We start from the raw sequence: 24449 nt of genomic DNA on the forward strand, positions 1-24449 counted from the left end.
CGCCCCTTCCCGAGTGTCCTCAAATGCCGGGCGGGCTGAATATCAGCCCGCCCGGCATTTGGGTCAGGGGGAGAAAAAAAGAAGGGCCCGGGCCACCAAAAGGGTGACCCGGGCCCCACCATGTACCAAGAACTAGTCCGTCAGGTTCACGGAACGCGCCGACGTCGCGCCGATCTCCTCACCCAGCTCGCTGAGCACCCCGGCGGGAACCGTGTCGTCGACGGTCAGGACGGCGAGCGCCTCGCCACCCACGTCCGCACGGGCGACCTGCATGCCGGCGATGTTGATGCCCGCCTCGCCGAGCACGCGGCCCACGGTGCCGACGACACCGGGACGGTCCTCGTAGCGCAGGACGACCATGTGGTCGGCCAGGGCGAGGTCCACGTCGTACTCGCCGACGGCGACGATCTTCTGGAGGTGCTTGGGGCCGGCGAGCGTGCCGGAGACCGAGATCTCCTCGCCGCCGGTCAGCGTGCCGCGCACGGTGACGACGTTCCGGTGGTCCGGGGACTCGGAGCTCGTGGTGAGGCGGACCTCGACGCCGCGCTCCTGCGCGAACAGCGGAGCGTTCACGTACGACACCGTCTCGTCGACGACGTCCTCGAACACGCCCTTCAGAGCGGAGAGTTCGAGCACCTTGACATCGTGCTGGGTGATCTCGCCGTAGACCTCGACGTCGAGGCGGGCCGCGACCTCGCCCGCGAGCGCGGTGAAGATCCGGCCGAGCTTCTCGGCGAGCGGCAGGCCCGGCTTGACGTCCTCGGCGATGACGCCGCCCTGGACGTTCACCGCGTCCGGTACGAGCTCACCGGCGAGCGCGAGCCGCACGGAGCGGGCGACGGCGATACCGGCCTTCTCCTGCGCCTCGTCCGTGGAGGCACCGAGGTGCGGGGTGGCCACGACCTGGTCGAACTCGAACAGCGGGGAGTCCGTGCAGGGCTCCTTGGCGTACACGTCGAGGCCGGCGCCGGCGACGCGGCCCTCCTTGAGCGCCGAGTACAGCGCCGCCTCGTCGACGATCCCGCCACGCGCGGCGTTGACGATGCGGACGGCCGGCTTGACCTTGCGCAGCGCGTCGTCGCCGATGAGGCCGACCGTCTCGGGGGTCTTGGGGAGGTGCACGGTGATGAAGTCGGAGACCTCGAGCAGCTCGTCGAGGGTGAGAACCTTGACGCCCATCTGGGCGGCGCGCGCGGGCTGCACGTACGGGTCGTACGCGACGACCTTCATGCCGAAGGCCGACATGCGCTGCGCGACGAGCGCGCCGATGCGGCCGAGGCCGACGACGCCGAGGGTCTTCTCGGCCAGCTCGACGCCCGTGTACTTGGAGCGCTTCCACTCGCCGGCCTTGAGGGCCTGGCTGCCCTGCGGGATGTTGCGCGCCGTGGCGATGAGCAGGCCGCAGGCGAGCTCGGCGGCGGTCACGATGTTGGAGGTCGGGGCGTTGACGACCATCACGCCGGCCTTGGTGGCGGCGGAGACGTCGACGTTGTCGAGGCCGACACCGGCTCGTGCGACGACCTTCAGCTTCTTCGCGGCGGCGATCGCCTCGGCGTCGACCTTGGTGGCCGAGCGGATCAGGATCGCGTCGACGTCGGCGATGGCCGGGAGCAGCTCGGCCCGGTCTCCGCCGTTGCACTGGCGGATCTCGAAGTCAGGGCCAAGAGCGTCGACGGTCGCGGGAGACAGCTCTTCCGCGATGAGTACGACAGGTTTGCCGGTTGCAGCAGTGCTCACGTGAGTCCTCACAAGTCCCATTGCGGACGGCCGTCCCGACGGCCGCAGGCGGTGGAGGGGGTGTCAACGGCGCCGGGGAAGTGCGGGTACGTTCCCGCGTCGTTCGGTGCGTGCTCTCGGTGTGCCGGACGAAGGCTCTCGTAGCGGGGCTACTCGTGCCTTTGGCCGGTCCGGCGAGAGTGCGTGCCGGGCGGCGTGGGGACGTGCTTGCACTTCTTCGGTGTCGCTGTGCCGCGTGGTAGACGCACGACGCTGTGGGCCCGACGCGAATGTGTTCTGCAGTCTAGTGGCGCTTCGGAGGTGGTCTTGCGCCTCCGTGGAAGGATCACCCGTCCGTGGCTGGACGGGGTGGACAACCATGTTGACGCGAGAGCGCCGCGGGCCGTCCACCTCGACGAGGGGGCCGGGGCATTCGCCCCGGCCCCCTCGTCGCAAGGCTTACGCCTCGTCGTTGTCCACCCAGCTCATGAGCTTGCGGAGCTCCTTGCCGGTGGTCTCCAGGAGGTGGTTCTCGTCCTGGGTCTTGTACTCGTTGTACTTCTTCAGGCCCGAGTGGTACTCATCCATCCAGTTCTTGGCGAACGTGCCGTCCTGGATCTCGGCGAGGACCTTCTTCATCTCGGCCTTGGTGGCGTCCGTGATGATGCGCGGGCCGGTGACGTAGTCGCCCCACTCGGCGGTCTCGGAGATCGACCAGCGCATCTTCTCCAGGCCGCCCTCGTACATGAGGTCGACGATGAGCTTCAGCTCGTGGAGGCACTCGAAGTACGCGATCTCCGGCTGGTAGCCGGCCTCGGTCAGCGTCTCGAAGCCCGCCTTGACCAGCGCGGCGGTGCCACCGCACAGGACGGCCTGCTCACCGAACAGGTCGGTCTCGGTCTCCTCGGTGAAGGTCGTCTTGATGACGCCGGCGCGGGTGCCGCCGATGCCCTTCGCGTAGGAGAGGGCCAGCTCGAAGCCCTTGCCCGTGGCGTCCTGCTCGACGGCCGCGATGCACGGAACGCCGCGGCCCTCTTCGTACTGGCGGCGCACCAGGTGACCCGGGCCCTTGGGCGCGACCATCGCCACGTCCACGTTGGCCGGGGGCTTGATGAAGCCGTAGCGGATGTTCAGGCCGTGGCCGAAGAACAGCGCGTCGCCGTCCTTGAGGTTGTCCTTGATGGACTCCTCGTAGACCTGGGCCTGGAGCGGGTCCGGGACGAGGATCATGATGACGTCGGCCTCGGCGGCGGCCTCGGACACGGTCACCACACGCAGGCCCTGCTCCTCGGCCTTGGCCTTGGACTTGGAGCCTTCGTGCAGACCGACGCGGACGTCGACACCCGAGTCACGCAGCGACAGCGCGTGGGCGTGGCCCTGGCTGCCGTAACCGATCACCGCGACCTTGCGGCCCTGGATGATGGACAGGTCGGCATCGTCGTCGTAGAACAGCTCGGCCACTGGATTTTCTCCTTGGTGTGCAGGTGGTGCGTCCCACCGTACGGCGGGATTGCGGAGGGAAGTTTTCGGGTCTCGGTATACGAGAGGGCGCTCGAAAGCACCTGGGGGCTCAGGCCGTGCGGTCGAGCGCCCGCAGGCTCCGGTCGGTGATGGAGCGCGAGCCGCGGCCGACCGCGATGGTGCCCGACTGGACGAGCTCCTTGATGCCGAAGGGTTCCAGCATCTTGAGCATCGCCTCCAGCTTGTCGCTGGAGCCGGTGGCCTCGATGGTGACGGCCTCCGGGGAGACGTCCACGGTCTTGGCGCGGAACAGCTGGACGATCTCGACGATCTGCGAGCGCGTCTCGTTGTCGGCGCGGACCTTGGCGAGGACGAGCTCGCGCTGGACGGCGTGGCCCTGCTCCAGTTCGACGATCTTCAGGACGTTGACCAGCTTGTTGAGCTGCTTCGTGACCTGTTCGAGCGGCAGCGCCTCGATCACGTTCACCACGATGGTGATGCGGGAGATGTCGGGGTGCTCGGTGACGCCGACCGCCAGGGAGTCGATGTTGAACCCGCGGCGGGAGAACAGTGCGGTGATCCGGGCGAGGACACCTGGCTTGTTCTCGACCAGGACGGAGAGCGTGTGCTTGGACATGGCTCTTGGTCTCTCTTTCGCTCTCGGTCTCAGTCGTCTTCGTTGTCGCCGAAGTCGGGGCGGACCCCGCGGGCGGCCATGACTTCGTCGTTGGAGGTGCCGGCGGCGACCATCGGCCACACCATGGCGTCCTCGTGGACGATGAAGTCGACGACGACGGGGCGGTCGTTGATGGAGTTTGCCTCTTCGATGACCTTGTCCAGGTCCTCGGGGCGCTCACACCGGATGGCGTAGCAGCCCATGGCCTCCGACAGCTTGACGAAGTCGGGGACGCGGGTGCCCTTGTTGTCCTTGACGTCGTCCGGGCCGCTGTGGAGCACCGTGTTGGAGTAGCGCTGGTTGTAGAACAGCGTCTGCCACTGGCGGACCATGCCGAGGGCGCCGTTGTTGATGATGGCGACCTTGATCGGGATGTTGTTGAGCGCGCAGGTGGTCAGTTCCTGATTGGTCATCTGGAAGCAGCCGTCGCCGTCGATCGCCCAGACGGTGCGGTCCGGCATGCCGGCCTTCGCGCCCATCGCGGCGGGCACCGAGTAGCCCATCGTTCCGGCGCCGCCGGAGTTGAGCCAGGTGGCGGGCTTCTCGTACTGGATGAAGTGCGCGGCCCACATCTGGTGCTGGCCGACGCCCGCGGCGAAGATCGTGTCCTCGGGCGCGAGCTGGCCGATCCGCTCGATGACGTTCTGCGGCGAGAGCGAGCCGTCCTCGGGCTGGTCGTAGCCCAGCGGGTAGGTGTCGCGCCAGCGGCTGAGGTCCTTCCACCAGGCGCTGTAGTCGCCCGTCCGGCCCTCGCTGTGCTCCTTCTGCACGGCCTGGACCAGGTCGGCGATGACCTCGCGGGCGTCACCGACGATCGGCACGTCGGCGGCGCGGTTCTTGCCGATCTCGGCCGGGTCGATGTCAGCGTGGACGATCTTCGCGAACGGGGCGAAGCTGTCCAGCTTGCCGGTGACGCGGTCGTCGAAACGGGTTCCGAGGGCGACGATCAGGTCGGCCTTCTGCAGCGCGGTGACGGCGGTGACCGCACCGTGCATGCCCGGCATTCCCACGTGCAGCGGGTGGCTGTCGGGGAATGCGCCGAGCCCCATCAGGGTGGTGGTGACGGGCGCTCCGGTGAGTTCTGCGAGGACCTTCAGCTCCGCCGTGGCGTGCGCCTTGAGCACACCGCCGCCGACGTAGAGGACCGGCCGCTTCGCGGCGGTGATCAGCTTCGCGGCCTCGCGGATCTGCTTGGCGTGCGGCTTGGTCACCGGGCGGTAGCCGGGCAGGTCGGTCTGCGGCGGCCAGCTGAAGGTGGTCTGCGCCTGGAGGGCGTCCTTGGCGATGTCGACGAGGACGGGGCCGGGACGGCCGGTGGAGGCGATGTGGAACGCCTCGGCGATCGTCTTCGGGATGTCCTCGGCCTTGGTCACCAGGAAGTTGTGCTTGGTGATCGGCATGGTGATGCCGACGATGTCCGCCTCCTGGAAGGCGTCCGTGCCGATGGCCTTGGAGGCGACCTGGCCGGTGATCGCGACGAGCGGCACGGAGTCCATGTGCGCGTCGGCGATCGGGGTGACGAGGTTGGTGGCACCGGGGCCCGAAGTGGCCATGCACACCCCGACCTTGCCGGTGGCCTGCGCGTAGCCGGTCGCCGCGTGGCCGGCGCCCTGCTCGTGCCGGACGAGCACGTGACGGACGCGGGTGGAGTCCATCATCGGGTCGTACGCGGGAAGGATCGCACCGCCAGGAATGCCGAATACCGTGTCGGCCCCGACCTCCTCGAGCGAACGGATGAGGGACTTCGCACCCGTGACGTGCTCGACGGGGGCGGACTGCTGTCCTCGGGGCCGCGGCTGCGGATGGTGGGCCCCGGTGGCCTGCTCGGTCATCGGCATTCTCTTCTCGATGCTGAGGGTTTTTGCGAGGTTTGTACGGTGTTCGGTTACTGAATTACACGTGCTTGTGCAACAAAAAACCCCTCGTGCCGTGAGGCAAGCGAGGGGAGCGCGCCGGGTGCGGTCGCTGGGATCCGGTGTTCGGACCGGTGGGTCCCAGCTTCAGCCGACGCGCTTTCCAAGTACGAGAATTCGGGTGCGCATGGCATTGACCCTCCCTCCGGGACATAGTGCGTGTCAAGTAGGTGGGACGGGAGTCTCATTATGTGAGCGGAGCAGGGCCGTCCGGCCGGACGGCGACGGTACCCCCGCGAACACCGGCTCGGCCGGACCGCTGGGCACCGGGTAGCTCCCCGAGGCCAGCGCGCGGCGCAGCCGGTACTCGTCGAGCGGCCCGGAGAAGGCCATCCCCTGTCCATGTGTGCACCCCATGGCGCGCAGTGCGACGACCTGCTCGGGCAGGTCGACGCCGTCGGCCACGGACTTCAGGCCGAGGTCGCCGGCGATGCGCAGCAGACCACTGGTGATCTTGTGCAGGCGGGCGGATTCCACTACCCCTTCTACGAGACTGCGGTCGAGTTTCAGTACATCGACAGGGAGCCTGCGCAGCGCCGTGATGGCCGCGTATCCGCTGCCGAAGCCGTCCAGGGCGATCCGGACGCCGAGTCTGCGCAGTGCGGTGAGACGGCGCTCCAGCTCGTCCAGGGGGACCCTGGGGTCGCTGTCGGCCAGCTCGATGACCAGCGCGCCGGAGGGCAGCCCGTGCCGGGTCAGGAGCGCCTCGATGGAGCCGAGGGGCATCGACCGGTCGAGGAGTCGGCGGGCGCTGATCCGGACGGCCACGGGTACGGCATGACCTCTGCGGCCACGTTCGGCGGCCTGCTCGACGGCCTCCTCCAGCATCCAGCGGCCGAGCTCGGCGGTGCGCTCGCCCTCCTCGGCGGTCCGCAGGAACTCGGCGGGCGTGAACAGGATGCCCTGGGTCGAGCGCCAGCGGGCCTGCGCGGCGACCGACGTGATCCGGCCCGTGCCGAGGGAGACGACCGGCTGGTGCAGCAGAGCGAACTCGCCCTCGTGCAGCGCGGCGCGCAGTCGGGTGGCGAGCTCCGCCTTGCGGACGACGTCGGCCTGCATCTGGGGCGCGTACAGCTCCACCCGGCCCTTGCCTGCGGCCTTCGCCCGGTACATCGCCAGGTCCGCGTTCCGCAGCAACTCGCCTGCGGACAGCCCTGGTTCGGCGAAGGCTACACCGATGGAGGCGGCCACCCGGACATCGTTGCCGTCGATGGCGTACGGCTGCGAGAGCGTGACCCTGAGGCGGTCCGCGAGCTCGTAGATGTGCTGCTCACGCGCGGTGTCGTCGCGGCTGCCGTCGCCGACGATCAGCGCCGCGAACTCGTCGCCTCCCAGGCGGGCGGCGGTGTCCCCGGAGCGCACGGATTCGGCCAGCCGCCGGGCGGCATGTACGAGGAGTTCGTCGCCGGCCTGATGGCCGATGGTGTCGTTGACCTGCTTGAAGCCGTCGAGGTCGATGAAGAGGACGGCCGTGCCGTGGTCGGTGGCGCGGCGGCCGCCCAGCGCGTTGCCGACCCGCTTGGTGAACAGGGAGCGGTTGGGCAGGTCGGTGAGCGGGTCGTGCTCGGCGTTGTGCTGCAACTGCGCCTGGAGACGGACCCGTTCGGTGACGTCCCGGCTGTTGAGGATGAGGCCGCCGTGGTGGCGGTTGATCGTCGACTCCACGTTGAGCCAGGTGCCGGTGCCGGAGCGGAAGCGGCACTCGATCCGGGTCGTGGGCTCCTCGATCTGACTCGCCGCGAGGAAGCGGCGCACTTCGTGGACCACGCGCCCGAGATCCTCGGGATGGATGATCGAGGCGAGCTCGGACCCGACGAGTTCCTCGGCGTCGCGCCCGTAGACCCCGGCGGCGGCAGGGCTGACGTATCTGAGGACGCCGTTGGGCGCGGCGATCATGATGACGTCGCTGGAGCCCTGCACCAGGGAGCGGAAGTGGTTCTCCTTGTGCGCCAGCTCCTGGGTGAGGGTGATGTTGTCGAGGAGCATGATGCCCTGGCGGACGACGAGGGCCAGGACGACCGTGCAGGCCGTGAAGAGGACCACGCGGTCGACGCTGTGGCCGTTCAGGACGTTGTAGAGAATCCCCAGCGTGCAGACGGCGGCGGCCAGATAGGGCGTGAGCGCCGCGAGCGATCCGGAGATGGGACGGGTGACCTGGTACCGCGCGAACGCGGGCCCTCCGTCGCACTCCCCGCGCCTCGGCCCCACCCAGGGCGCGTACGCGAGAAGCAGCGACCCGGCGAACCAGCCGGCGTCGAGGATCTCCCCCGAGTGGTAACTCGCGTGCAGCAGGGGCGAGGTGAACAGGGCGTCGCACATGACGGTCAGGGCGAGCGCGCCGATCGCGGTGTTCACCGCCGTGCGGTTGCCGGGCGAGCGGCGGAAGTGCAGCGCGAGCACCATGCTGACCAGCACGATGTCGAGGAGCGGGTACGCGAGGGAGAGCGCGGTGCGGGTGACACTCTGACCCTCGAACCGCGCGGTGTGCACAAGGGCGAGGCTCCAGGACAGCGTGATCAGCGAGCCGGCGATGAGCCAGGAGTCGAGCGCGAGACAGACCCAACCGGCTTTGGTGAACGGGCGCTTGGCGAGAACGAGCAGCCCGACGATGGCGGGCGGCGCGAAGCACAGGAAGAAGAGGTCGGCCAGGCTCGGGGTCGGCACGGGGCGCTGGAGCACGACCTCGTACCAGCCCCACACCCCGTTCCCCAGGGATGCCATGGCGGAGGAGCCAGCGAACAGGATCCAGGCCGGTCGAAAGTGGCTGCGCCGACAGCGTGCGTACGCGAAGTTCGACACGGCGGCGACCGCGGCGGCGGCGCTGAGCCCGAAGTCGCCCATGAACAGGGCGAGTCGGTCGGATCCCCAGCCGAGCGCGGACCCCGTGGCGTACCCGGCGCACAGGAGGGCGAGCACGAGTTGCGAGGCGAGACTGGACCTTCCGCCCTGGAACAGGCGGCGGCCGGTGAGCACGGCTCCAGGGGCACTCACGGGGTCACTCCGGTCCGCGCCGCCCCCGTGTCCCGATTTCCGTGTGCTGCTTGCTGAGGCCTTTTGCGTACGCCACTCCTGTGGCGTCCGCCCCTGCGGCTGCCGTGGCAGCTGGGCCGGCTTGTGCGGACCGGTGCGCGCGCGGGTCGTCGCCGGCGGCCCCGCCGCGTCGAATCGTTCGCCCATAGGCCGTGCATCGCCCGTCGCCCCCCTCGCAGTCCGGTTGTCCGTCCCCGGCGCCGAACTCTCCACGGCGCTACCCCAGTCGGGACGATACACCAGACTCGTCACTCAGGGACATAGCGCCTCTACTCTCCGTGACGACCAGCGGCGATACGCGTACGGGGCGCATCCGGGCGGGCGCGGAGCGTGTGCGGGGGTGCGCGAGGCCGGGCCGGGAGGCGGCGGATGGGCCTCTCCGGAGCCCGCCCTCAGTCCGTCGTCAGGACGACGTTCTCGAGCGGTTCTCCCGCCGCGAACCGGGTCAGCTGCGCGGCGAGCAGACGCTTGGCCCGCGGCCAGAAGGCGGATGTGGAGCCGCCGACGTGCGGGCTGACGAGTACTCCCGGAGCGTGCCACAACGGGTGCCCCTGGGGCAGGGGTTCGGGATCGGTGACGTCGAGAGCGGCGGCGATCCGGCCGCTCTCCAGTTCGGCCAGGAGCGCCTCGGTGTCGACGACGGCCCCACGCGCGACGTTCACGAGGAGGGCGCCGTCCTTGAGTCGTGCCAGGAAGGCTGCGTTCGCGAGACCTCGCGTCGCCTCGTTGAGCGGCGTCGAAAGGATCACCACGTCCGCGTCGGGGAGCAGCGCAGGCAGTTCGGTGAGCGGGTGCACAGGGCCGCGTGCGGTCGTGCGGGCGGAGCGTGCGACGCGCACCACCCGCGCGCACTCGAAGGGAGCGAGCCGGTCCTCGATGGCGGAGCCGATCGACCCGTACCCGATGATCAGTACGCTCTTGTCGGCGAGCGCCGGATAGAAGCCGGAGCGCCACTCCTCGCTCTCCTGTCCCCGCACGAACCCGGGGATGCCCCTCAGGGACGCCAGGATCAGGGCGAGAGTGAGCTCGGCGGTGCTCGCCTCGTGCACGCCGCGCGCGTTGCACAGCCGCACACCCGACGGGAGCGACTTGAGGCCTCCCTGTACGTGGTCGACGCCGGCGGAGAGCGTCTGCACGGCCCGTACGGACGTCATCTGCGCCATGGGGCGTACGCCGACGTCCGCGCCCTTCATGTAGGGGACCACGTAGAAGGCACAGGCGGCCGGGTCGGCGGGAAAGTCGGGGCCGCCGTCCCAGAAGCGGTAGTTGAGCCCCTCGGGAAGCCCGGGGACCTCGTCTGGACGGAACGGGAGCCAAACGTCGGCGGATACCTCAGCACTCATGGTCAGGAGGCTAATGGGAGGTGGGCTGTGCGCGGCGGGCCGGGTCCCAGAGGTTAGTTTGGGTGCCTCTCGAACACGCAGGGGGAGGCTACTTCCAGGTGGAGCGCAGGACGATCGGGGCGGCAGCGCTCGAGGTGGGCGCGATCGGGCTCGGGTGCATGCCGATGAGCTGGGCCTACACCGGCTCGCGGCAGCGGGGGGACGAGTCCGTACGCACCGTGCATGCCGCGCTGGACCGAGGGTCGACCCTGCTGGACACGGCGGACATGTACGGGCCGTTCACGAACGAGCTGCTGCTCGGACGGGTCCTGAAGGAGCGCCGGGGCGACGCCTTCGTGTCGACCAAGTGCGGGCTGCTCGTCGGGGAGCAGCACGTCGTCGCCAACGGCCGGCCCGGGTATGTGAAGCGGGCGTGCGACGCGTCGCTGCGGCGGCTCCAGACCGACACGATCGATCTGTACCAGCTGCACCGGGCCGACCCCGAGGTGCCCGTCGAGGAGACGTGGGGCGCCATGGCGGAGCTGGTGGGCGCGGGGAAGGTGCGGGCGCTCGGGCTGTGCGCGGTGGGAGCGCGGGCGACACGGCGGGGCAGGGCCGGGCTGCATGCGGGAACGATCCGGCAGCTGGAGCGGGTGCAGCAGGTGTTCCCGGTGAGCGCGGTGGAGGCCGAGCTGTCGGTGTGGTCGCCGGAGGGCCTGGAGACGCTGCTGCCGTGGTGCGAGGCGCGGGGCGTGGGGTTCCTCGCCGCGATGCCGCTGGGCAACGGCTTCCTCACGGGCACGCTGACGCCGGGGCAGGGCTTCGAACCGGACGATCTGCGGGCCCGGCATCCCCGGTTCACCGCGGAGATGATGGCAGCCAACCAGCCGATCGTGGCGGGCCTGCGCCGGATCGCCGCGCGGCACGGGGAAGCGGTCACTCCTGCGCAGGTGGCGCTGGCGTGGGTGCTGAGCCGCGGGCGGCACGTGGTCCCGGTGCCGGGTGCCAAGCGGGAGCGGTGGGCGGCGGAGAACGCTGCGGCCGCGGAACTGCGCCTCACGGACCGTGATCTGGCGGAGATCGGGGAGCTGCCGCGGGCTCGGGGGTCTTGGGACTGAGGGGGGAGCTCTGGGGACGAGGGAGCTCTGGGGAGGGGACGGGGAGTTCTGGGGGCTGAGGGGGGAGCTTTGACGGCCGGGGCTGTGAGCGCGGCGGGCAGGAGTGGGTTACTCCGAACGCGTCGGGGTTGATCGGGAACCTGCGGGGTGGCTGCGGTGTATGAACAGTAGAACCGCAGCGCAGAAGAGCAGCCCAGTCCGCGGCGTCGAGGGGATCCGATCGTGCAACGTCCAGGTGTGCAGCCCGTGTTGGCCGTGTTGGCCTGCGCCTCGATCCTGTTCACGGCGGGGTGCTCCTCGGGTGACGACCGTCCGTCCGACAGCCGGCACAGCGCCTCCCTCGGCTCGTCCCCACCAGGAACGTCCGCTTCCGGGAGCGCTGGGGGCGACACCGGTCCGGTGAAGGGTTCGGTGAAGGTGGTGCGCACGGTCGCCGAGGGCCTGAATTCCCCCTGGGGCCTGGCTCCGCTGCCGGACGGCGGCCTGCTGGTGTCCTCGCGGGACGAGGCGACGATCACGCGGGTCGACACGAAGACGGGCAAGAAGACCGTGGTCGGCACCGTGCCCGGGGTGGTCCCCGGCGGCGAGGGCGGACTGCTCGGCCTGGCCCTCTCCCCGTCGTTCGCCTCCGACCACTGGCTCTACGCGTACTTCACCGCGAAGTCGGACAACCGCATCGTGCGGATGCGGTACGACGCGAAGAAGCCGCCGGGCGATCAGCTGGGCGCGCCCGAGACGGTGTTCAAGGGCATCCCGAAGGGCACGAACCACAACGGTGGGCGCATCGCGTTCGGCCCGGACAAGCTGCTCTACGCGGGCACGGGCGAGACGTACGTGAAGAAGTACGCCCAGGACAAGAAGTCCCCGGGCGGCAAGATCCTCCGGATGACCCCGGACGGCAAACCGGCGCCCGGAAACCCCTTCGGCGACTCCGTGGTCTATACGTACGGTCACCGCAATGTGCAGGGGCTCGCCTGGGACAAGGACAAGCGGCTGTGGGCCTCGGAGTTCGGCCAGGACACGTGGGACGAGCTCAACCTGATCGTGCCGGGTGACAACTACGGCTGGCCCGACGTGGAGGGCAAGAGCGGCAAGTCCGGCTTCCACGACCCGGTGGCCGTGTGGCACACGTCCGAGGCGTCACCGAGCGGCATCGCCTACGCGGAGGGCTCGATCTGGATGGCGGGCCTGAGAGGCGAGCGGCTGTGGCGGATCCCCCTGAAGGGGGCCGGGGTGGCGGCCGAGCCCCAGTCCTTCCTCATCGACGAGGCGACCGAGCAGGGAAAGTACGGAAGGTTGCGCACGGTGGTCGCCGCGGGCACGAACAAGCTGTGGCTGACGACGAGCAACACGGACTCGAGAGGCACGCCCCGGAAGGGCGACGACCGGATCCTGGAGCTGGAGGTGTCCTGAAGGGCGAGGTCGGCCCCGGTCCCGGGCGGGAGCGGAGCCAGGGCTCAGGTCTCGCCGTCGGATGGGGCGGGGACGGCGAGGTCGGGCGCATCCGCCTCTGTGGCCGGCTCCCCCGACTCCGCTTCGTCCGTCGGGTCCATCGGGTCCGTCAGGCCAGGTGTGGCCTGGGCGGGGACGCGGACCACCACCTTGCCGGAGGTGAGGTCTATGGGGCCGCGCCCCGGGTCGCCGTCGTTGAGGTCGACTCGGGTCAGCTCCAGCCGTTTGCGCTCCTCATTGGTGTGCTTGCGGCCGGGTGAGAACAGCTCCTCGAACATGTTGAACACGGCGCCTCCGGGTGGCCGAGACCTCAGTCCAGCGTACGACAGCGCGAAATTTCCCCCTTCGTGACGATCCCGAGCGGGCCCGGGGCTCAGCCCGTCGGCGCGAACAGTCTCAGGCGGTGGGCCAGAGCGGCTGCCTCGCCGCGGCCGGCGACGCCCAGCTTGGCGAGGATGTTGGAGACGTGGACGCTCGCCGTCTTCGGGGAGATGAAGAGCTCCTCGGCGATCTGGCGGTTGCTGCGTCCGGCGGCGACGAGGCGCAGGACGTCGCGTTCGCGGCTGGTCAGGCCGAGTTCCTCGGCGGGGTCGGCAGGGGTCTGGGGGCGTGGCGCGGCGGGGTTCAGGGTGAGACGGGCGCGCTGGGCGAGGAGGGCGACCGCTTCGGTGAGCGGGCGCGCTCCGATGTGGTCGGCGACGGCTCCGGCGAGCCGCAGCAGTTCCGTGGCCCGCTCCCTCTCGTCCTCGAACGTGGCGGCTGCCGCGAGGAGGGATTCCGCCGCGCGGAAGCGGACACGGGCGAGGTCGTGGGGGCGGTCGAGCGACTCGAAGGTGGTGAGGGGATGGGTCCAGTCGTCAGGGGTGTCGCGGCCTTCGGCGCGCAGGAGTTCGGCGCGGACCCACTGTTCGTGGGCGAGCCACACGGGCATGGGTGTGGCCAGGCGCTTGGCGGCGGTGCGGATACGGTCGACGGCTCCGGCGCGGCCGGGCTCCGCGGTCGGCAGGCCCCGCGCGTCTGCCTCGGCGACGGCGGCGGCGACGAGGAGGGGCCAGGCATAGCGCTGGTTGCTCGGCGGGATGCCCTCGGCGACGACGCGGGCGAGTTCGGCGCGGGCGTCGAGGAGTCCCTGGGTGCCGCCGCCGGCCGCCGCGATGCCTACGGCGAGGGCGGACAGGGGCAGCGCGTACTGGGGCATGGTGTCGTGGGTGCCGTAGGTGGCGCGGGCTGCGGCGAGCTGGGCGGCCGCCTCGGCGTGTTCCCCTCGGCCGAGGGCGACGGTCGCGCGGCGGAGGGCGGCCGTGCCGCGCGGCTTGGCGCTCAGGGCGGAGGACCGCAGTGCCGTGTCGACGACGGCGTCGGCCTCGGTCCAGCGGCCCAGGGAGGTGAGGGATTCGGCCATGTTGGTCAGGACCCAGCCCTCCGAGTCGAGGAGGCCGTACCGGCGGCACAGGTCCATGCCCGACTCGGCGACGGTCACGGACTCGGGGGAGCGGCCCGCGCTCTCCAGGGCGGAGGCGAGATTGATGTGGACGCGGCCGACCTGCGGGACGAGGCCGATCTCGACGACCCGGTCGCGGACGGCGTACATCTCGGCCAAGCCGCGGTCGGCCTCCCCCGCGTCGACGAGGAGGCTGCCGAGGGTGAGTCTCGCGTTCAGTTCGATGTCCTCGGCCTTGACCATGCGGGCGTATTCGACGGCCCGTTCGGCTGCGGCCAGGGTCTCCTCGCCGGGGTTGTGGAGCATGCCCCAGGAGGCGACGTTGGTGAGGACCTCGGCGTGCACCTCGGACGGCGGCAGTCCGCGTACGAGTTCCTGGGCGGTGGCGATCTCGGCCCAGCCGTCGCCTCGGCCGAGGGACGGCACGAGGCGGGAGCGCTGGATCCAGAACCAGGCGGCGCGCAGGGGGTCCTTCTCGTCGTCGGCGTCGTCGATGAGGCGCAGGGCGCGCTTGATGATCTTGAGGGAGCGTTCGCGTTCGCCGCACAGCCGGCCGGCGACGGCGGCCTCGGCCATCAGGTCGAGATAGCGCAGCGGGGTGGTGGCCGGGTCGCAGCCGCAGGGCGGGTAGACCTCGGTGTAGTCGACCGGGCGCAGTTCGGCGCGGATGTCCTCGGGGGTCTCGTCCCAGAGGTTCATCGCCCGTTCCAGGAGCCGCAGTTGCTCGGAGTAGGCGTGCCGGCGGCGGGCCTCGACGGATGCGTCGAGGACGGCGGGCAGGGCCTTGGCCGGGTCGTGGGCGTGGTACCAGTAGCTCGCGAGGCGCGTGACGCGTTCGTCGGCGCGGACGAGCGAGGGGTCGGCCTCGAGTGCCTCGGCGTAGCGGCGGCTGAGGCGGGAGCGTTCGCCGGGCAGGAGGTCGTCGCCGACGGCCTCGCGGACCAGGGAGTGGCGGAAGCGGTAGCCGTCCCCGTCGGGGGTGGCGAGCAGGATGTTGGCGCCGACGGCGGCGCGCAGGGCCTCGATCAGTTCGTCCTCGCCGAGCCGGGCGACGGCGGCGAGCAGCGCGTACTCGACGGTCGAGCCGCCCTCGGCGACGATCCTGGCCACGCGCTGGGCGTCGTCGGGAAGGCTCTCGACGCGGACGAGGAGCACGTCGCGCAGCGTCTCGGACAGGCCGGTGCAGCTGCCCTCGCTGGTGGCGACGGCCAGTTCCTCGACGAAGAACGCGTTGCCGTCGGAGCGCTCGAAGATGTCGTCGACCTGGGCCTGTTCGGGCTCGGCGGCGAAGATCCCGGCGACCTGGCGGGCCACCTCGTCGCGGCTGAAGCGGTCGAGTTCGAGGCGGGTGACGGTGCGCAGGCGGTCGAGTTCGGCGAGGAGCGGGCGCAGGGGGTGGCGGCGGTGGACGTCGTCGGCGCGGTACGTGGCCACGATGACGAGGCGGCCGCTGCGCAGCGTACGGAAGAGGTAGGAGAGGAGGTGGCGGGTGGAGGCGTCGGCCCAGTGGAGGTCTTCCAGGACGACGAGGACGGTGCGGTCCGCGGCGACGCGCTCCAGGAGACGGGCCGTCAGCTCGAAGAGCCGGGCCATGCTCTCCTCGTCGTGGCGACCGTCGCGTCCGGTCGGCGCCGGGGAGAGTTCCGGCAGGAGCCGTGCGAGCTCGGTCTCCTGTCCGGCGGCCGCCGCGACGAACTCCTCGGGCAGCAGTCGGCGCAGGGCGCGCAGAGCGGTCGAGAAGGGGGCGAACGGAAGCCCGTCCGCACCGATCTCGACGCATCCGCCGAGCGCGACGACGGCGCCCTCGCGTCCCGCGGCGAGCGTGAACTCCTCGACGAGACGGGTCTTTCCGACCCCCGCCTCCCCGCCGAGCAGCATGGCCTGCGGCTCCCCCGTGGTGGCACGGACGAGCGCCTTGTTGAGTACGCCCAGTTCGCCGGCGCGGCCGACGAACACCGGGCTGACGCACCTGGTCTCCACAGGGGCGAGCATCGCACAGGGGTCCGACGCAGCGGCACCCGTTATCGCCGAGGGCGGAGTCGGGCGCGGGTCAGTGACCTCGATGTGCCTGTCGGTTGCGTTGAGGTCGGAGCTGAAGGTGAAAGGGAGGACCACACCCGTGTGGCCCTCCCCCGGCTCTGCCGTCATCGTCAGGCCGCACGCGCGAAACGCGAGCGGCGTGAGCGCGGACTGTTCACCCGACCCTCCGCGTCCTGGCCGGCAGAGGCGGCGCCGCGCTCCGCGCGCCGGTTGCGCCGGGCTTCACGGGCCTCGCGGACCAGGCGGCTGTGCTCGGCCTGGCGGACCAGTTCGGCGGCGCGGACCTGGTGGATCTCGTACTCGTACATCTGGTGCTCCCTGGTGGCGAGTGGGTTTCGGCTTCGCTTTCTGCGATGCCTCAACACTCGTCTCCCAGGGGGGTCCGCCACATCGGGAGAGTGCCGCATGTTCCGGGTACGGGGTGCCTTAGACGTACCTCAGAGGACCTCAGACCGATCTGAGGCACCCTCGACCCGGTCTGAGGCACCCCCGGACTCACGCCTCAGGAAGCAGGTGTCAGGAAGAGGTCGAGGGAAGCGCCATAAGGATGTCGGTGTACTTCGCCACGGCGAGAAGCAGACCGAGGACGCCGAGGGAGACACCCGCCCAGGCGACCGACTTGATCCACACGGCCTGCGGCCTGCCCGGGGCGCCGAACGCGGGCCTGGCCAGGACGACCGCGCCGACGATCAGCGCGAGGAGCGCGAAGATACCGCCGACCAGGGCGGTGGCGTGCCACGAGTCGCCGTAGACCTCGGAGACCTGCTTGGCGACGCTCGCGCTCTGCGAGGTCTGGAGCTGGCCGATCAGGGACTCGCGGGCCGAGGCGACGGTCGCGACCCAGCTGCCGCTGAGCGCGACGACGCCGAGTGCCGCGGAGACGACGGCGCCGGCGCCCTGCCCCGCACCGGAGGAGTCCTCCACGGGAGCGGCGGTCGCGAACGGCTCGTCGTCGAGGTCCGCGTCCGCGTTCGTGTCCGTGCCCTCGGGAGCGTCTGCGGCCTCGGCGGCGTCGGTGCCTTCGGCCTCCTTGGTGACCTCGATGACCTCAGAACTCTCGGCGGCAACCTCAGCGGCCTCGGCGGTGGTGGACTCGGGGGTCTCGGTCGTCTCGTCATCAGTCTTCGTAACCATGCCCCGCACCGTACGGACGGAGTCTGAGAGCTCTCTTAACGAGCTGAGTCCGGGCTGAGACCGGCCTGTGCCGGGCCTGTGTGCGGCCCGGCACAGGCCCGATCAGGCGCATACCAGTACACGTCGATAGAATTCGGGCATGGCAGAGCGGCCCGTCGCGCCGACTGCGCCCGAGCTTGTGCTCGAAACCGATGCCGGACCCACGGTGATGAGCCCGAGCAGGGACTACCACGTCGGTCGCGACCCCCTGAGTGACATCGTCATCGACGACGCCCGCGTCTCATGGCACCACGCGGTGCTCCGGCCCGTCGCCGACCACTGGTCTCTGGAGGACGAGGACAGTACGAACGGCACGTACACCGGGGGCCGGCGCATCCACGAGTCCGAGGTGGGACCGGGGACGGTCATCAGGTTCGGTCACCCCGCGGACGGGCCGCGGGCCGTACTGGTCGGCCATGAGCCACCGGCGCCCGAGCCCGTGACGGATCACCTGGCGGATCAAGTACCGGACCGCATTCCTGATCACGTACTTGATCAGGTGTCAGCGACATCCCGCACCCCCGAACGGCCCTCCTCCGTGTCCATGCCCGGCGCGACCGGCACGTTCCGGCAGCCGACGACCGTGCGGCCGCTGCCCGCCCGCACCGTGCACATCGGCCGCAGCGCCGACAACGACCTCGTGGTCGACGACCTCATCGTCTCCCGCCGCCACGCGGAGCTGCGGGCGCAGCCCGACGGCACGTACGAGATCGTCGACCTCGGCTCGCACAACGGCACCTACCTCAACGGCACACCGGTCTCCCGCGCCCGGGTCTCGCCCGGGGACATCGTGGGCATCGGCCACTCCGCGTTCTGCCTGGTCGGCGACACGCTGCAGGAGTTCGTCGACACCGGCGAGGTCTCGCTCGACGTCCAGGGCCTGGCGGTCACCGTGGACCGGGGCCGCAAGACGCTCCTCGATCACGTCTCGTTCCCGGTCGGCGAGAAGTGCCTGCTCGCCGTCGTGGGCCCGAGCGGCGCGGGCAAGTCCACGCTGCTCAACGCCCTGACCGGGCTGCGCCCCGCCGACCAGGGCACGGTCCTGTACGACGGCCGCGACCTGTACCGCGACTACGCCGAACTGCGCCAGCGCATCGGGCTCGTGCCGCAGGACGACATCCTGCACTCCCAGTTGACCGTGCACCGGGCCCTCGGCTACGCGGCCGAACTCCGCTTCCCGCAGGACACCGAGAAGTCGGAACGGCGCGACCGCGTCGACGAGGTCGTCCGCGAGCTGGGCCTCGAACAGCGGGCGACGCAGCCGATCCACAGCCTCTCCGGCGGTCAGCGCAAGCGCGTCAGCGTCGCCCTCGAACTGCTCACGAAGCCGTCACTGCTCTTCCTCGACGAGCCGACGTCCGGACTCGACCCGGGCATGGACCGCTCGGTGATGCACATGCTGCGCGGCCTCGCCGACGACGGGCGGACCGTCATCGTCGTCACGCACAGCGTCCTCAGCCTGGAGGTGTGCGACCGGCTGCTGGTCCTCGCCCCTGGAGGGAAGATCGCGTTCTACGGCCCGCCGGGGGACGCGCTCGGGTTCTTCGGCTTCGAGGAGTGGCCGGAGGCGTTCGAGGCCTTCGAGAACGATCGCGACCGCGGCTGGGCGGAGGACTACAACACGTCCCTGTTCCACCGTCAGTACATCGTGAACTCCACGGCGCAGCCCCGGCTGCCGACGGCCCCCGCCGAGGAGGTGGCCTCGCCGCCGAGGACACGGAGCTGGGGCGCGCAGCTGCGGACGCTCGTACGCCGGTACGCGGCCGCGCTGAGCGCCGACCGGACCTTCCTCGCCATCATGATCGCGCTGCCGTTCGTCATGGGTGCGATGGTGCGTGCGCTGGCCGGCAGCCGTCTCACCCATGAAACGGCGATGAACGCGCTGCTCCTGCTGTGTGTGGGCGGTGTGCTCACGGGCGCCGCCAACGCCGTGCGCGAGCTGGTGAAGGAACGGGTGATCTACCAGCGGGAACGTGCCGTCGGGCTGTCCAGATCCGCGTATCTGATGTCCAAGGTCGTCGTCCTCGGCACGATCACGGTGCTTCAGGCCGTCGTGCTGACGCTCGTCGGGCTCGTCGGCGTCGACCTCAACGCGCCAGGTGGCAAGGGGGTGTTGATGCCTCCGCTGGCGGAGATCACGCTGACCGTGGCACTCCTGTCCTTCACGGCGATGATGCTCGGTCTGCTCGTGTCCGCGCTGGTGCGCAAGGAGGAGGTCACCATGCCTCTCCTGGTGCTCCTGGCGATCATCCAGGTCGTGTTCTGCGGTGCGCTGCTCAAACTGCACGGGGTGCCCGGTATCGAGCAGTTGTCGTGGCTGGTCCCGTCGCGGTGGGCGCTTGCCGCGATGGCGGGCACGGTCGGTCTGTCCCGGATCGTGCCGGGGAAGCTGACGAGCGACCCCCTGTTCGAGCACGCCACCGGGGTGTGGCTGCTCAACATGGGGATGCTGGTCGTGCTCTCGGTCGTCTTCGGATTCGCCGTCGCGCGCCTGCTGCGCCGGCACGAGCCCGCCATCATGCGGAAGTAGCGGAGAGGCGCCCATGGCGACACCGGAGTTCCGCCCCACCCATGTCGTGCCCCCGGACGGGATGCCCGCCTGGGAGGAGCCGGACGTGTCCCGGCCCACGCAGCCGCTCGACCCGCTGCTCCCGGTCGAACTGGTCGACCGGCGCGCCGACTGGGGCCGGATCGTGTGCGCCAACGGCTGGTCGGCGTGGGTCGACGGTCGTCTGCTCGTCGCCGTGCCGCGCGACCCGCCGGAGGCCGGAAAGCCCATGGCCCGCACGGCGGATCCGCGCCCGCTGATGGCACGCGTCGAGGAGGTCGCGGGCCAGTACCGGCGGGCCGCGCAGGAACTGGCCGAGGAGCGCATCGACGGAGAGACGTTCCAGCGCCGCACGCAGGGGCTGCGGGTGGGAATGGTCGTCGACGGCGAGGCGGTATGGCTGTACGACGCCGAGCACGAGCGGTGGGTGTACTGCGACGGCAGGCAGCTGAGTACATACGCGGCGGGGGCGGGACCGGGACGGCCGAGCGCGGCGCCGGCGCCCACGCGGGCCGCGGACCCGCACACCACCGGCCCGCCCGAGGACGCCGCCGATGCACCCCCCGCCCCCGACCAGACCCCGACCCAGACCTCGCCCCAGGCCTCGAACCCCAACGCCCCCGAGCCCACACGCGTCGTCGACCCCGAGCAGATGACCGGCAACGACCCGGCCGAGCGTCAGCGCAGCACCCAGGCACCAGGTGACCGGTGATGACGGACGATCCACAGTTGCCCGTCGGCCGGCCGTCCGATCTGCTCGGGCGGCAGATCGCCGGGTACCGCGTGGAGAGCGAGATCGGCCGGGGCGGCATGGCGGTCGTCTACCGGGCCTTGGACCTGCGCCTCGACCGCATCGTGGCGCTCAAGCTGCTCGCCCCCGAACTCGTCCGTAACGACACCTTCCGTAAACGGTTCACGCACGAGTCGCGCGTCGCCGCCGCGATCGACCATCCGCACATCGTGCCGGTCTTCGAGGCCGGCGAGACCGAGGGCATCCTCTACATCGCCATGCGCTTCGTCGCGGGCCAGGACCTGCGCGCGCTCATCGACCGTCAGGGGCCGCTGCCCGTGGGGACGGCGGTACGGATCGCCGCGCAGGTCGCGTCCGCGCTCGATGCCGCCCACGACCACGACCTGGTGCACCGGGACGTGAAGCCCGGCAACATCCTGGTCGCCGCGGGAACGGACAGCGAGCACCCCGAGCACGTCTACCTCACCGACTTCGGCCTGACGAAGAAGTCGCTGTCGCTGACGGGGTTCACGTCCGTGGGCCAGTTCGTCGGCACGCTCGACTATGTGGCACCCGAGCAGATCTCCGGCCGCCCGGTCGACGGCCGGTGCGACGTCTACAGCCTCGCCTGCGTCGTCCAGGAGACCCTGACCGGTCTGCCGCCGTTCCAGCGCGACGACGACATGGCGCTGCTGTGGGCCCACCAGTTCGACCCCCCGCCGCCCCTGACCGGGCTGCGCCCGGATCTCCCGGCGGCGATGAACGACGTACTCGCCAAGGCGCTGGCGAAGAGCCCGGACGACCGCTACGACTCGTGCCTCCAGTTCGTGGCGGCCCTGCGCGCGGCGGCCCGCGGCGGCACCCGGGACAACCATCCCCCGACGCAGGTGAACGGCCGGATCAGTACGTGGTCCCCCACGGCCGAGCCGCCGCCCGCACCCCCGAGATGGGCGCTGCCGGTCTTCACGGGCCTCGTGCGCTAGCCCATCCCCTCCCTCAACTCCGCCTCCCTGAGCTCCGATCCGGTCAACTCCGGTCGGGCTTCGCCGTCTCGACCGCTCCGCGCCGGTGGCGCCGGGACGCGAGCAGGCCGCCGAGGAACCCGGTGACCAGGCCCCACAGGACCGCGAGGCCGAGGGCGCTCCACACTTTCGGGCGGAGCGACACCTCTCCGCCGAGCCCGCCGCCGATGTCGCCGATGCCGAGGAGCGACAGGCCGTAGTGCGCGGAGACGCGGGCGAGGAGGCAGATGGCGAGCACGGTCAGGACGAGGGCCACCGCCATGTGGAGGGCGTGCTGCCAGGCCCGCATCCGGGCGGGTGAGCGCAGCGCCATGCCGAACGCGGCCGCCAGCGTCAGGATCGCGGCCACCGCGATCGACCACCAGATACGGCCGTCCTGCTCGGCGAGCGTGCTGACGTCGACGGTGGAGATGTCGGGCGTGCGGAGCACGGCGTCGAGGATGTGCGGCATGGGCAGGCCGAACGGACCGTCGACCTTGCCTTCCCAGGACGCGCCGAGGCCGATGGTGTAGGCGAACCAGACGAGGTTGGGGAGGCCGAGGAGGATCACGGCGAACGTCTCGGGCGCGTGGCCGCGCGTCGCGGCGACGACGAGACCGATGACGACGCCCAGCGCCACGTACACGAGCAGCAGCGCCACCATCGCGTACGCGGCCGGGCGCACCGACTCCTGGAAGCGGACGAGGCGGGCGGGGAGCGGGGCGCCGCGTGACACGAGGACGGCGAGGATCATGACGCCCGCGAGCCACAGCAGGCCGAAGAGCAGCGTGAGGGGCAGGTTCGTCCGGAATCCGACCTTGGGTGCGCCGTCCAGGACGTCCTCCATGATGCCGCCGGTCGGGTCCGTGACGGGGATGGCGAAGTCCTGCCTGGCCAGGAGCGAGAGGACGACGAGCGCCACCACCCACGGCACGGCCACCCGCCCGGCCCAGCCGAGGAGTTCGCCGCCGCTCGCGATGGCCCGGTGGCGCAGGGGCCGCAGGAAGCCGGCGGCGATCACCAGTGCTCCGGCGAGGGTGACGGACAGGGGCAGGACCGAGATGTCGGCGTGTGTCTGCGCGAGTTCTCCGGCGTTTCCGGCCAGTTCGACGGAGCCGCCGGCCGCCATCACCACGACGGCGGCGACCACTCGGGGGAAGGAGTTCCCGGGAAGCCCGGCCGCGCCCGCGGCCCACAGACCGAGGGCCGCCGTGACCACCATGGCCACGAGCCCGGCGAGCACGGCCACGAGGGCCGCGACCCAGCCGTGTTTCGCGCTGCGCCTGGTGCCGGTCCGGCCGTCGGATGCCTGTTCACTCACGGAGGCCACGCTAGGCAGGCGCCGGGCGGTCCGCCCCTCGGGAGGGCCGACCGCGTCGCGTCGCGGACCGTACGAGTTCGGCTTGCGGGCCGTACGCGCACGGAGCACACAATGTGGAGGTAACGGGATATAGGGGACTGGCCGCCGGACCGCGAGGCGGGCCCTCCCCCGTCCCGCCCCCCTGCCTCCTACGGTGAGAAGAAGCGCCCGTGAGTGACCGACCGACGGAGCCCGGCCGCCCCACCGGCCCCCCATCCGGCCCACTCTCGGGCCCGACCCGGCCCGCGTCCGTACCCCCGCCGCCGCCCGGGCACCCCTCAGGACCACCGCCCGGCGAAGGCTCCGGCCCGGGCCCCGGTTCAGGCTCCGGCAGTACGGGCGGCGGCCCCGGCGGCACGCCACCCCCGGGCGACACCCCACCCCCCGGCGGCACGCCACCCCCGGGCGACACCCCGCCCCCGGACGGCCCGCACCCCGATCGCCCCTGGTGGCGGTTCACGCCCAAGAAGCTCGTGGCTCTCGGCGTCCTGGTCGCCGCCGCGGTGGTCCTCACCATCGTCCTCATCAGCTCCGGCGGCGGGGGTGGAGGCGGCGGAACCGCGGCCGGCGACGAACTCTTCCTCCAGAGCGCCGACTCGTCCGGCCCCGACCCGTACACCGAGTCGAGCACCAGGAAGGGCGCCACCGCGACGACGCCGACCGCGCTGCCGAGCGCCTCGGGGACCGGCCCGTCGGAGAGCGCGAACATCGTCCGGGGCGTCGAGGGCTCCGCCCCCGGTCTGTACGGCGGCACCCGCAACGTCTCCAGCTGCGACGTGGAGAAGCAGATCCGCGCGCTGGGCGCGCAGCCGGACAAGAACAAGGCGTTCGCCTCCGTCCTCGGTCTCGACCCGTCCGGCGTCCCCGCCTATCTGCGGTCGCTGACGCCGGTCCAGCTACGCCTCGACACCCGGGTCACGAACCACGGCTTCCGCGACGGCGCGGCGACGACCTTCCAGTCCGTGCTCCAGTCCGGCACGGCCGTGCTCGTGAACGACCGCGGGGAGCCGCGCGTGCGGTGCTCGTGCGGGAACCCGCTGCTCGCGCCGGTGCCTCTGCAGGGGTCGGTGAAGCGTCAGGGCAAGGCCTGGTCGGGGTACAAGCCGTCGAACGCGGTGGTCGTGTCGCCGGCGCCACAGCCGGTGAACAGGTTCGTGATGTACGACCCGGAGACCGAGGGCTGGTTCACCCGAACCGCGGGGACCACGGGCGGCAGCGACCGGAAGACCACGCCGCGCACCCCGCCGGGGGTCTCCCCCTCGAACGCCCCGACAGCCCCGTCGTCCGAGACCTCACAGTCGTCCCCGTCGTCCCGGTCACCCGAGTCGTCGCAGCCGCCGTCGTCCGAGGCACCCGGAGCGTCGTCGGCCCCGCCGTCGAGCGTGGAGTCCCCCGCCCCCGAGTCGCCCGCCTCACGACCGGCGAGCTAGGGCCGTTCGTTTGGAGCATGCTCGGCCGCGAGGTCACC

At 71.1% G+C, this 24449-nt stretch carries 17 protein-coding genes; 6 read left to right on the forward strand and 11 right to left on the reverse strand.

The window, feature by feature from the left end; genetic code table 11:
* Positions 1–132 precede the first annotated feature (132 nt).
* From serA to OG758_RS18475, 6 genes are all read right to left on the reverse strand, one after another.
* Complete coding sequence (gene serA, locus OG758_RS18450; protein ID WP_326711021.1) at positions 133–1758, reverse strand: phosphoglycerate dehydrogenase; 1626 nt, start codon at positions 1756–1758, stop codon at positions 133–135.
* A 417-nt stretch (positions 1759–2175) separates the two neighbouring features.
* Positions 2176–3177, reverse strand: a complete 1002-nt coding sequence (ilvC, locus tag OG758_RS18455; RefSeq protein ID WP_326711022.1) for a ketol-acid reductoisomerase — start codon at positions 3175–3177, stop codon at positions 2176–2178.
* 109 nt (positions 3178–3286) lie between these two features.
* Positions 3287–3814 (reverse strand): acetolactate synthase small subunit, encoded by a 528-nt coding sequence (gene ilvN, locus OG758_RS18460; protein WP_326711023.1) that lies wholly within the window; start codon positions 3812–3814, stop codon positions 3287–3289.
* A gap of 29 nt (positions 3815–3843) precedes the next feature.
* Positions 3844–5691 carry an acetolactate synthase large subunit gene (locus tag OG758_RS18465; protein ID WP_326711024.1) on the reverse strand — a complete coding sequence of 616 codons (1848 nt, stop codon included), beginning with the start codon at positions 5689–5691 and terminating at the stop codon, positions 3844–3846.
* Between the two features lie 237 nt (positions 5692–5928).
* Positions 5929–8757, reverse strand: coding sequence for a putative bifunctional diguanylate cyclase/phosphodiesterase (locus OG758_RS18470; protein WP_442810336.1), 2829 nt, complete (start codon positions 8755–8757; stop codon positions 5929–5931).
* A gap of 431 nt (positions 8758–9188) precedes the next feature.
* On the reverse strand, positions 9189–10139 hold the full coding sequence (locus OG758_RS18475) for a 2-hydroxyacid dehydrogenase (RefSeq protein WP_326711026.1): 951 nt from the start codon (positions 10137–10139) through the stop codon (positions 9189–9191).
* A gap of 98 nt (positions 10140–10237) precedes the next feature.
* Between OG758_RS18475 and OG758_RS18480 the strand changes: the two genes are divergently transcribed.
* Together OG758_RS18480 and OG758_RS18485 are read left to right on the forward strand one after the other, a co-directional pair.
* Complete coding sequence (locus tag OG758_RS18480; RefSeq protein WP_326715955.1) at positions 10238–11236, forward strand: aldo/keto reductase; 999 nt, start codon at positions 10238–10240, stop codon at positions 11234–11236.
* 237 nt (positions 11237–11473) lie between these two features.
* Positions 11474–12649 carry a PQQ-dependent sugar dehydrogenase gene (locus tag OG758_RS18485; protein ID WP_326711027.1) on the forward strand — a complete coding sequence of 392 codons (1176 nt, stop codon included), beginning with the start codon at positions 11474–11476 and terminating at the stop codon, positions 12647–12649.
* A gap of 44 nt (positions 12650–12693) precedes the next feature.
* Here OG758_RS18485 and OG758_RS18490 read toward each other — a convergent pair whose 3' ends face one another.
* From OG758_RS18490 to OG758_RS18505, 4 genes are all read right to left on the reverse strand, one after another.
* Positions 12694–12966, reverse strand: coding sequence for a DUF6191 domain-containing protein (locus tag OG758_RS18490; protein WP_326715956.1), 273 nt, complete (start codon positions 12964–12966; stop codon positions 12694–12696).
* A 95-nt stretch (positions 12967–13061) separates the two neighbouring features.
* Entirely contained in the window at positions 13062–16121 is a 3060-nt protein-coding gene (locus OG758_RS18495) for a helix-turn-helix transcriptional regulator (RefSeq protein ID WP_326711028.1), read from the reverse strand.
* Positions 16122–16279: 158 nt separating this feature from the next.
* Positions 16280–16477 carry a hypothetical protein gene (locus OG758_RS18500; protein WP_326711029.1) on the reverse strand — a complete coding sequence of 66 codons (198 nt, stop codon included), beginning with the start codon at positions 16475–16477 and terminating at the stop codon, positions 16280–16282.
* Positions 16478–16685: 208 nt separating this feature from the next.
* Positions 16686–17303 (reverse strand): hypothetical protein, encoded by a 618-nt coding sequence (locus OG758_RS18505; protein WP_326711030.1) that lies wholly within the window; start codon positions 17301–17303, stop codon positions 16686–16688.
* Positions 17304–17442: 139 nt separating this feature from the next.
* Between OG758_RS18505 and OG758_RS18510 the strand changes: the two genes are divergently transcribed.
* The 3 genes from OG758_RS18510 to OG758_RS18520 are packed head-to-tail and all read left to right on the forward strand — an operon-like array spanning position 17443 to position 21603.
* Complete coding sequence (locus OG758_RS18510) at positions 17443–19872, forward strand: FHA domain-containing protein (RefSeq protein WP_326711031.1); 2430 nt, start codon at positions 17443–17445, stop codon at positions 19870–19872.
* A 13-nt stretch (positions 19873–19885) separates the two neighbouring features.
* Entirely contained in the window at positions 19886–20602 is a 717-nt protein-coding gene (locus OG758_RS18515) for a hypothetical protein (protein ID WP_326711032.1), read from the forward strand.
* Positions 20602–21603, forward strand: coding sequence for a serine/threonine-protein kinase (locus tag OG758_RS18520; protein WP_326711033.1), 1002 nt, complete (start codon positions 20602–20604; stop codon positions 21601–21603). Before OG758_RS18515 ends, OG758_RS18520 begins: the two co-directional genes overlap by 1 nt.
* Before the next feature lie 43 nt (positions 21604–21646).
* Here the strand turns inward: OG758_RS18520 and OG758_RS18525 are convergent, their stop codons facing one another.
* On the reverse strand, positions 21647–22942 hold the full coding sequence (locus OG758_RS18525; protein WP_326711034.1) for a streptophobe family protein: 1296 nt from the start codon (positions 22940–22942) through the stop codon (positions 21647–21649).
* A 209-nt stretch (positions 22943–23151) separates the two neighbouring features.
* Between OG758_RS18525 and OG758_RS18530 the strand changes: the two genes are divergently transcribed.
* The gene (locus OG758_RS18530) at positions 23152–24411 is read left to right on the forward strand and encodes a DUF6777 domain-containing protein (RefSeq protein ID WP_326711035.1); all 1260 of its coding nucleotides are present in this window, start codon (positions 23152–23154) and stop codon (positions 24409–24411) included.
* The last annotated feature ends 38 nt before the right edge of the window (positions 24412–24449 follow it).

This window comes from Streptomyces sp. NBC_01474 (genome assembly GCF_035918215.1).
In the GTDB taxonomy this organism is placed as follows: Bacteria; Actinomycetota; Actinomycetes; order Streptomycetales; family Streptomycetaceae; genus Streptomyces; species Streptomyces aureus.